This window comes from Methylobacterium sp. E-046 (assembly GCF_022829625.1).
In the GTDB taxonomy this organism is placed as follows: Bacteria; Pseudomonadota; Alphaproteobacteria; order Rhizobiales; family Beijerinckiaceae; genus Methylobacterium; species Methylobacterium longum.
Window position 1 is genome coordinate 1 of sequence record NZ_JAKSYP010000149.1, and the last position, 9065, is coordinate 9065.

The following is a 9065-nucleotide window of genomic DNA, read 5'->3' on the forward strand; positions in this document are numbered from 1 at the left end:
GCGCTCCTCGACGGTCAGCAGGCCGAGCTGGCGCGCCTCGCGGATCGCGTTCTTGACCGTCGAGCGGCACACCCCTGCGACTGCGGCCATGTTCTCGATCGACAGCCGGCAGTCCTTCCGGCGCGTAGTCTCGGCAGCCACCAGGGCCAGCACCGCCTGCTCGGCCAGCGTGAACCGGGCTGCGAGCCCCGGTGGAAGCCGCCCCGAGGCGGCCCAGCGGCGACGGCGCTCCATCGAAGCATCCGTGCGCGGGCGCGAGCCGACGGCCCTCCTTGGCGATCCTGCGCGATCCTGAGTGGGGGAGATACCGCTTGGGTTAGAACTGGTCGGTGCAGCCGGAGAAAGCCGCCTCGTCGCGGAGGCGTCCGTTCGTGCCTCAATCAGGCCGGATAGCGCCTCGGCCTCGGCCTCCGTGACCTTCCCTTCCCCGTAGGCACGCCACAGCGCAGCCGTGACGGCCGGCAACGCGGCGCGCGGGGCCGCCTCCGCCTGTCGGCGGATCTCTTCGGCATAGTTCATCGAACCCGGTCCCTCTCGGGCCGCGGCTAGGGTCCAGGCAAAGCCTTCCCGTTGACGGACACAGGTTCCGTCTTGACACCCCGGGGGGTCTCATGGCTTGTGAGGGGCAGCGAAGCGGTCCTCACAGGGCCTCAGGTTTTTCGACAGCCTCGACCTTGCCGGGTCGGGGCTGTTGGCTTTTCAGGGTCTCTGTCTCGCGGCGATGGTCTCCTGAATTGCCGGCTCTCGACTCGATGGAACGAGCCCGGCCGGAACAGCCCATGTCGGCCGGGCGGCACCGTTAAGTCAACGTTGGGGGATGATCAGCGCGACCATGCCGGCCCGACCTTTGACCCTCGCCGACCTGCGCAGAACCGGCATCATCAGCAGCCAAGAGATCGTCGCAGCGATCGACACCTACATGCGGGACCCGGCTGCTGGTCCCTATCGCTTCCCAAGCGGCCATACCCTCGACATCGCGACCATCGTAGAGGCGACGCCTGCCCTGAAACGGGTGGAGCGGGCCGGGCCACAAGAGAAGACGTTCCGGAACGGATTGGCCACCGCCATCATGGCGGCGCATCCGACCAAGCCTTGAACCTCAGCTAAGCCGAGGGCCCTCGGCACGCTCTCGCCGAAGGTCACTTCCGCACACCAGTGGCGCAAGCCGCTTCAGGACGGTTGTTGAGTAGGAGGAGCGCTCGATGCAGTGGTTCTGGTTGTTTGCGGTGATGGCTGTCGTTGGAGCCGGGGCGCTCGTATTCGGGACGGGGCTGATCAAGGTCAGCGGATTGACCAAGCCCGCAAACTGGCACGTGAGGTGAGCACAGGGCTGAGCAGCCGGCAAAGGCTCGCTGTTGCAGGCTGAGCGCGCGAGTTCGGCACGAACTCGCGCTGACGAGGCGGCTACCGAAGTGAGGGTATCGGACGCCAAAATGGCGAAGGCGGTCGGCAAGCTTGAGACAGAGAAGCTTACCCCTGAGGAACAGCGCCGCCGGTTCATCGGAGCCGCGCGCGAGGCCAGCGCGAGCGAGGACGAAACTCACTTCGATACGGCGCTGAAGTGGATCGCGAAGCCAAGGTGTCAAAAGATTGAAGCTGGCTATTTTGGACCGTCCAGAGAGCTGACGGCTGGCAATAATGTCACAAAGAAATCTAGTCGGAACAGGATTAGTTCTGTCCCGTCCGTGACTTCCATTCGCCATTCCTGACCAAGGCTTTCTAGCCTTGCGCCTTCCTCAAGAAGTACGCCGGCATACCGGATGGCCTCTCGCCGTGCGAACATCGTGTCCGGCAATTCGACCCCCTTTTTGTCGAGCAGGGTCACGCCGTCATAGACGTTGAAATGATAGCGCGGCACATGCACCTCCGCCGTTGAAGGCGGGAGCCACGGCTCTCGATCGCGGACATGCCTGAGTCAGAGACCGCGACTACCGTCAGCTGTGCCATACAGCGGCGGGCGGCAATCACATATGGATCAGGTTTCCCGATCCCCGAAGAATATGCCGCACTGTATGTGCGAACGGTATAATCGCCCTTCGGAAACTGGGAGCGCCTGCTTCACGGCAGCTCAGTAGATGTAGACCAACGGCTAGGACGGATGGATTTCCGCCGATCCGCTATCAGGCAACAATGCATGAGGCCGAACGCCGCCGCCGCGCCCGCCCACGACCCTTTGCGGGAGTCGGAAATCTCCGCACAAAGGACAGTACTACTCAGCAGCTTCGACCGCTTTCCGCTCCGGCGCCTTATCGATGACGATGAGCACAGAGGCGGTCAGTATGCTCTTGTCAGCTTCGTCGCGAACCTCAGCCCGGTACTGAGCAGCGGGCGGCCCCTTATGCTCGGCCCCGAGCATGTCGGCCAAAGTCTTGCGGACAACCTCTCGCACAGCAGCCTCGTCCGGCAACTCGTGGCCGACGTCATCTATGACGACGATGCTGTCGAAAGTGTCGATGAAGAAGCGGGGCATCAGGCCCTCCGCGTCGCAGGCGGGAGCGCTCACCTCACCCAGCCGCTGGCGCCTACAGTCGATCAACCAGCGATGCCTTCCTGTGCCGCATACAACCGAGAGACGCTACAACACACGTTTGATTTGCAAGCCATATAACTGCGCAAGCCGAATTGATTGGAGCAGCACGCCACAACTGCGCGGCAGCAATTAGAAACGAACCACATATGTAATAAAGCGGAACTTGGTTTAGGTTGGGGATTTGCCCCGCACATACAGGAGTTCGGTCCCGAACCGACGTCCGACTGATGGCGGAAGGAAGCCTCGCGGTTCCTCGTTCTCAGCGCGGCCGAGCTGCGAGAGAGCACGAATGTCCAATCCGCTGATCATGAAGCTCGGATACGGAGCGCGACTGACCGGCGACGACCGTGCCGTCCTACAGGACCTCACCAGAAGGACCCGTCGCGTCGCGCGGCGTACGGACATCAGCCCCGAAGGCGAGCGGCCAGAGAACGTGCACCTCGTCGTGGAAGGCTTCGCCTGCCGCTACAAAGCCCTTACTGACGGGCGGCGCCAGATCATGGCCTTCCTGGTGCCGGGCGACTTCTGCGACCTGCACGTCGCCATACTCGGCGAGATGGACCACAGCATCGGCACCAGCTGGGGCTGCACCATTGTGGATATCCCGCGCTCGGCCATCGAGCATCTAACGGCCCACCACCCCCGCATCACGCGAGCGCTCTGGTGGGCGACCCTGGTCGATGAGGGCACGCTACGGGCGTGGCTCGTCAACATGGGTCAACGCGATGCCGACCGACAGATAGCCCATCTCGTCTGCGAGTTGCTCGTGCGCCTGCGGATCGTAGGCCTGGTGGACGAGGACAGCTTCGAGTTCCCGATGACCCAGGATGATCTCGCAGACACGCTGGGGATCACCAGCGTGCACGTGAACCGGGTCCTTCAGGATCTGCGAGGTCAGGGCCTGCTCGAATGGAGGAGCAAGCGCGTGCGCATTCCCGACGTAGCGCGGCTGATAGCGTTCGCCGAGTTCGATCCGAAGTACCTCCACCTCAGGCGACGCGAGAACGACGAACGTCGGCTCTCGGGTACGTCGTAGATTGGCCTCTGCGGAACGTCTGCTCTCGGACAGCGGAGCGGGGTCCGCTCCCCACCCATAGCAGCCATCACGCAGGCCTCGGTTCTGTTGCTGGTAGCTCATGCATCAGGCGCAATGGCAAGGCTGGTCCAATAGGGCCTGCCCCAGCGAGACGCAGCAAAAGTGAACAGCATAGCCGTTCCATCACATAGTTTTCGGCTTCTGGAACGCGCAGACGCGGACGTCCGAGACCCTTGTGGAATGCAGCAGGACGATCGCGCATCTGCCACGGCTGACGGTCAGGCTTCCGCCCGATATTGTCGGAAAACCGGTCGGATACCAGACATGTTTCAGTCATAGGACAAAGGTCCGCAACGGGTGGGACGCCATCGTTGTCCGGCAGTCCGTAAGCGGACATGCTTAGCCAGCCGCAGTTCAGCATAAGGTCGATATGTCAGTTTGGCCCCACGGAAGCGGCGAGATGGCTTCGCGCATCCGCGACCATGAGTGGGCGGGCACCCTGCTCGGGCCGAGTGAGGCTTGGTCGGAACGTCTCAAGCTGATGGTCGAGCAGGTGCTCACCAACACGCTCGTGTCGAGTCTCGCAATCGGACCCGAGCGCATCCTCATCTACAACGACGCTGCCGCGCGCCTCTACGGCGACCGCCATCCCGATGCGCTCGGTAGCCCCGTGCCCACAACGTTCCCCGACACGTGGCCGGTCGTCGCCTCGCTGTACGATCGGGTGTTCTCGGGCGAGAGCGTGCACGTTCCAGCCCAATCCCTCGATCTAGGCGGGGGCGAAGTATTCGACGCCTACCTGACCCCTGTCCGCGACGAGATGGGTGCGGTGAACGCGGCGCATATGGTCGGCTTCGAGATCAGTGACCGGTTGCGTGCCGAAGCGGCTTTGCGCGCGAGCGAGGAACGCTTCGAACGTGCCCTGGAGGGGGGCGAAGTCGGCGCGTGGGAACTCGACCTCGTCACGCTCGAAGCTTGGCGCTCACCACAGCACGATCACATCTTCGGATACCGAACGCCGTTGCCCAAATGGACCTACGACGTCTTCCTTGGCCACGTTGCGCCGGAGGATCGAGGCTGGGTCGACGCCCGCTTCCAGGATGCGATTGCCGCGGATGGGGTCTGGAGCTTCGAGTGCCAGATCCAGCGCGCGGACGGTAAGCACGGTTGGATCGGGGCGCAGGGACGGATCGATGCCGACGCAGGGGGACATGTCCGGCGTATGAAGGGCACAGTGCGTGACATCACGCAGCGCAAGCTGGGTGAAATCGCCTTGCGCGAGAGCGAGGAGCGGTTTCGTGGGCTCATCGAGGGGCTCGGCCAGTTTAGCTGGGAGGCGCGTGCGGACGGGACCATCGTCTCCGACAGCCCGGGTTGGCGCGCCTTCACCGGACAGAGCTTGGCAAAGTGGCAGGGCTACGGCTGGACCGAGGCGGTCCATCCCGATGACCGCGCGGACACGGAGGGCAAGTGGCGCGCGGCGGTCGCGGCGGGCTGCGCCGTCGACGCCGAGTACCGGCTTTGGCACGCGCCGAGTGCGTCGTGGCGGTGGTCGAACGTCCACGTAGTACCGATCACGCGGCCGGACGGGACGATCCGCAAATGGTCGGGCGTCAACATCGACGTCACCGACCGGCGCACGTTGCAGGCGCGCCTGGAAATCCTGGTGAACGAGCTGCAGCACCGGGCTCGCAACCTTCTGGGGGTGGTGGCGGCGATCGCGAACCGGACCATCAAGCTCGGCGGCTCGGTAGAGGCGTTCGAGGAACGTCTGCAGGCGCTCAGCCGGGCGCAGGGTCTGCTCAGTCAGGGAGGTTGCGACACCGTCGAGGTCGGCGCGCTGGTGCGGGCGGAACTCGCCGCGCACGTGCATGAGGTGTCCAATTGCGTCGATGCCACAGGACCAGAAGTGCATCTCACCGCGCGGCAGGTGCAGAATTTCGCGCTCGCTCTGCACGAGCTGACAACCAACGCGGTCAAGTACGGGGCGTTGAAGGACGATACCGGGCACCTCACCATCACCTGGGAGGTGGTGTTTGACCGGCGCGAGCGTCGCCGCTTGGCCTTGAGCTGGGTCGAGAGCGGTGTGGTTGTCGAGCCGGAGAAGGTGACGCGGCGCGGCTTCGGCACCGAGTTGATCCAAGGGGCCTTGGCCTACGCGCTCCAAGCCAGCGTCGATTACACGCTCGGCGCGGACGGCGCGCGTTGCCGAATTGAGATGCCAGTCTCATGATCTGAGTGAGTGCACATCTATCCAGTACGCCTACCTTCGCGCATTGTCGTCGCGTACCCCGGGAGGGATGGTGCCCAAGCTTGTTGAACCGCTTGCAGGCCGTCGTATCCTCGTGGTCGAGGACGAGTACCTGATCGCCATGGATGTGAAGGATTGGCTGATGGCGGCCGGGGCGACTGTGGCAGGACCGATCCCCAGCGTTGATCAGGCTCTCGATCTCATTAAGGATGAAGTTCTCAACGCCGCCGTACTGGATGTAAATCTCGGCCACGGCGACACAGTCTATGCTGTCGCTGCTGAGTTGGGCGCTTTGGGTGTGCCGTATCTCTTTGCGACCGGGGATGTGAGAGTGTCCGATGCCAATGGTTACCGTGACCGCCCGCGACTAACGAAGCCGTATCTAGAAGCGGAGCTGGTGCGGGCTATGACGGAACTCATCTCAAGATTACCATCAGAGCCGTAAGCCGACCCTTCTAAGTTCCGCTAGGGGTGGGCAGCGGACCCGGACCTGTTGTCCCGAAGCGGATGTACCGCATCCGACCCAACCCGGCCGCCTGGATCGCCATGAACGCTCCTCGTGAGCAGCCATTCGTCGGCCGTCCGGCAACTACCGCTCGGGGTGGGTAGCGGGAGTGCACCCGCCACGCAAAGGATGTCTGGAGCACGACAACGGCGGACGATCCTCCAACTACCGCTCGTCCTCTTTGTCGGCCTCGATCAGCGAATGGATGCGCGTCGCCATCGCGTCCATGGCGAACGGTTTGGTCAGCACTGCCATCCCCGGCGGAAGCGTCCCGTTGCCGAGGATCGCATTCTCCGCGTAGCCGGTGATGAACAGCACTTTCAGACAAGGCCGGTGCGCGCGCGCCGCCTCGGCCATCTGCCGCCCGTTCATGCCGCCCGGCAGGCCCACGTCCGTCACCAGCAGGTCGATGCGCACATCCGATTGAAGCACCTTCAGCCCCGCCGCGCTGTCGCCCGCCTCGATGGCGAGGTATCCGAGGTCTTCCAGGATGTCGGTAATGAGCATCCGTACGGATGGCTCGTCGTCCACCACCAGCACCGTCTCGCCCTGATCGGACCGATCCAGAGCAGCGAGCTTGGCATCACCTTCCTCGTCCTCGACCTCGCCGTAGTGGCGCGGCAGGTAGATGCAGATGGTGCTTCCCTCGCCGACCTCGGAGTAGATGCGCACCTGCCCGCCCGACTGCTGGGCGAAGCCGTAGATCATCGACAGGCCGAGGCCGGTGCCCTCGCCGATAGGCTTCGTCGTGAAGAACGGCTCGAACACCCGGGCGATCACGTTCGGGCTCATGCCGGTGCCGGTGTCAGTCACACACAGGGACAGGTACTGCCCCTCCAGCATGTCGAGCTTGCGGGAGGCCCGCTCGTCGAGCCACTTGTTGTGGGTCTCGACCGTGATGCGCCCGCCATCCGGCATCGCATCCCTCGCGTTGATGCACAGGTTGAGCAGGGCGTTCTCAAGCTGCGACGGGTCCACCAGTGCAGGCCATAGGTCGGAGGCCCCGACCACTTCGACCGGAATGCCTGGGCCGACCGTGCGCTGGACCATCTCGTGCATGCCCGCGACGAGGCGGTTCACGTCGGTAGGCTTGGGATCGAGCGTCTGGCGGCGCGAGAACGCCAGCAGGCGATGCGTGAGGGAGGCAGCGCGCTTTGAGGCTCCTTGCGCGACCGTCATGTAGCGCTCGACGTCGTTGAACCGCCCCCGCTGCAGGCGGTTCTGCATCATCTCCAGGGAGCCTGAGATCCCTGCGAGTAGATTGTTGAAGTCGTGCGCCAAGCCACCGGTGAGCTGGCCCACCGCCTCCATTTTCTGAGACTGGCGCAGCGCCTCCTCAGCCTTGCGAAGTTCGGTGATGTCGGTCGCTTCCGGCATGATTTCGATCACACGACCGTCCTTGTCGCGCACAGGATGCATCCCGAAGTCGTAGATCCGCGTCTCACCGCTTGGCAGAACAAGAGGCAATTCGGTCCGAATGCTTTGGCCGCTGCCGGCCGCCGCTGCCGCTCCCTTCACGAGATCGCTCATGCCGGGCGAGCCGGTGAACCAGGGGGTCAGCCAGAAGGGTCGGCCAACCACCTCGGTCAGTTCCCCACCGATCGCTTCCAGCGCGGCCGTGTTGGCTTCCAGAACGGTGCCATCGAGTTCCAAGATACCCATCAACTGACGGGTCAGATCGAACACGACCCGCTGACGCGCCTGGGACGCGTCCAGGACCTTCGCTTGTGCGACGATCTCTTGGACCCGTGCAGCCACTTGTTGTCCGAGGGACGCGTTCAGCTCGCGCAGAGCCAAGTCGGACGCGCGCCGCTCGGTCTCGTCGCGAGCGATCTTGAGGAAGCCGAGTTCCCGCCCGGCCGCGTCATGCAGCACCCGCAACGAGCCGTTGAGGAAGACAAGGGTGCCGTCCTTGCGCAGATGCCAGCGAACGTCCGGTGCCTGCCCCTCCGCGCGCGCGTCAGTCAACTCTTTGACCGGCTGCCCAGCCTTACGATCCTCCGGCGTGAAGAGCACGTCGACGCTCAGGCCGACGATCTCTTCGGCGGCATAGCCGAAAATCTCCGATGCACCACCAGACCAACCCGTCACGATCCGCTCGCGGTCCGTGGTCATGATTGCGTAGTCGGTAGCTGCCTCGACGATGAGGTGGAGGCGCTGCTCGCGCTCGCGCAATTCCTCGGTCGCCACATGCATGTCGGTGACGTCGGTGCCCTCGACGAAGATGCCGACCACGGCCCCCGCCGGGTCACGGATCGGCTGGTAGATGAAGTCGAGGAAGCGCCGTTCGTTCGGTGCGCCGAGCGTGCGTTCCAGCCAGATTTCCACGCCGCGTCCAATGAACGGCTCACCCGTCGCGTAGACACCATCAAGCAAGTCGAAGAACGGTTGCCCCGCAACCTCTTGAAGTGCTTCCCGGACTGGAAGACCGCTCACGTCGCGCCCGCCGATCAGCCTCTGGTAGGCGTCGTTGGTCAGCTCGAAGCGGTGGTCCGGGTCGCGCAGCACCGCCATGAAGCTCGGGGCTTGCTTGAACATATCGCGTAGGCGGTCGCTCTCGGCTTTGAGCGACAGGTTGAGCCCACGTAGGCTGTTTTCCAGCGCCTTGCGCTTGGTGGTCTCGGTCAGGATCGAGATTACCCCGCCGATGCCGTTGGACGCGGTCTCGTCATCGATCGGGCTGAACCCGTAGGTCCAGTAGGCATCCTCGATGCGACCTTGGCGCAAGATCGGGACGTGCTGG

At 64.0% G+C, this 9065-nt stretch carries 7 protein-coding genes and 1 pseudogene; 4 read left to right on the top strand and 4 right to left on the bottom strand.

Features of this window, described 5'->3' with window-relative positions; translation table 11 throughout:
* Window positions 1-519, bottom strand: a pseudogene (locus MKK82_RS12845) (helix-turn-helix domain-containing protein); the annotation flags it as partial.
* Between the two features lie 298 nt (window positions 520-817).
* Between MKK82_RS12845 and MKK82_RS12850 the strand changes: the two are divergent.
* The gene (locus MKK82_RS12850; RefSeq protein ID WP_243985945.1) at window positions 818-1096 is read left to right on the top strand and encodes a hypothetical protein; all 279 of its coding nucleotides are present in this window, start codon (window positions 818-820) and stop codon (window positions 1094-1096) included.
* A 504-nt stretch (window positions 1097-1600) separates the two neighbouring features.
* On the opposite strand, the gene MKK82_RS12855 is transcribed toward MKK82_RS12850, so the two are convergent.
* A complete protein-coding gene (locus tag MKK82_RS12855; RefSeq protein WP_243985946.1) occupies window positions 1601-1858 on the bottom strand; it encodes a DUF6894 family protein in 258 nt (85 codons plus the stop codon).
* A gap of 351 nt (window positions 1859-2209) precedes the next feature.
* On the bottom strand, window positions 2210-2470 hold the full coding sequence (locus tag MKK82_RS12860) for a DUF6894 family protein (protein WP_243985951.1): 261 nt from the start codon (window positions 2468-2470) through the stop codon (window positions 2210-2212).
* 349 nt (window positions 2471-2819) lie between these two features.
* Here MKK82_RS12860 and MKK82_RS12865 point away from each other — a divergent pair, with 349 nt between their 5' ends.
* The 3 genes from MKK82_RS12865 (at window position 2820) to MKK82_RS12875 (ending at window position 6262) form a co-directional block, all read left to right on the top strand.
* Entirely contained in the window at window positions 2820-3566 is a 747-nt protein-coding gene (locus MKK82_RS12865; protein WP_243985952.1) for a Crp/Fnr family transcriptional regulator, read from the top strand.
* A gap of 460 nt (window positions 3567-4026) precedes the next feature.
* Window positions 4027-5799: a PAS domain-containing protein gene (locus MKK82_RS12870; RefSeq protein WP_243985953.1), complete on the top strand. Its 1773-nt coding sequence runs from the start codon at window positions 4027-4029 to the stop codon at window positions 5797-5799.
* A gap of 67 nt (window positions 5800-5866) precedes the next feature.
* A complete protein-coding gene (locus MKK82_RS12875) occupies window positions 5867-6262 on the top strand; it encodes a response regulator (RefSeq protein WP_279602972.1) in 396 nt (131 codons plus the stop codon).
* 225 nt (window positions 6263-6487) lie between these two features.
* Here MKK82_RS12875 and MKK82_RS12880 read toward each other — a convergent pair.
* On the bottom strand, window positions 6488-9065 hold a 2578-nt coding region (locus MKK82_RS12880; protein ID WP_243985954.1), incomplete at its 5' end, for a PAS domain-containing protein.

Excerpts from the sequence above, each read along its gene's own strand:
- MKK82_RS12875 (WP_279602972.1), top strand. The coding sequence starts at position 5,867 with ATGGTGCCCAAGCTTGTTGAACCGCTTGCAGGCCGTCGTATCCTCGTG.
- MKK82_RS12870 (WP_243985953.1), top strand. The coding sequence starts at position 4,027 with ATGGCTTCGCGCATCCGCGACCATGAGTGGGCGGGCACCCTGCTCGGG.
- MKK82_RS12850 (WP_243985945.1), top strand. The coding sequence starts at position 818 with ATGATCAGCGCGACCATGCCGGCCCGACCTTTGACCCTCGCCGACCTG.
- MKK82_RS12865 (WP_243985952.1), top strand. The coding sequence starts at position 2,820 with ATGTCCAATCCGCTGATCATGAAGCTCGGATACGGAGCGCGACTGACC.
- MKK82_RS12860 (WP_243985951.1), bottom strand. The coding sequence starts at position 2,470 with ATGCCCCGCTTCTTCATCGACACTTTCGACAGCATCGTCGTCATAGAT.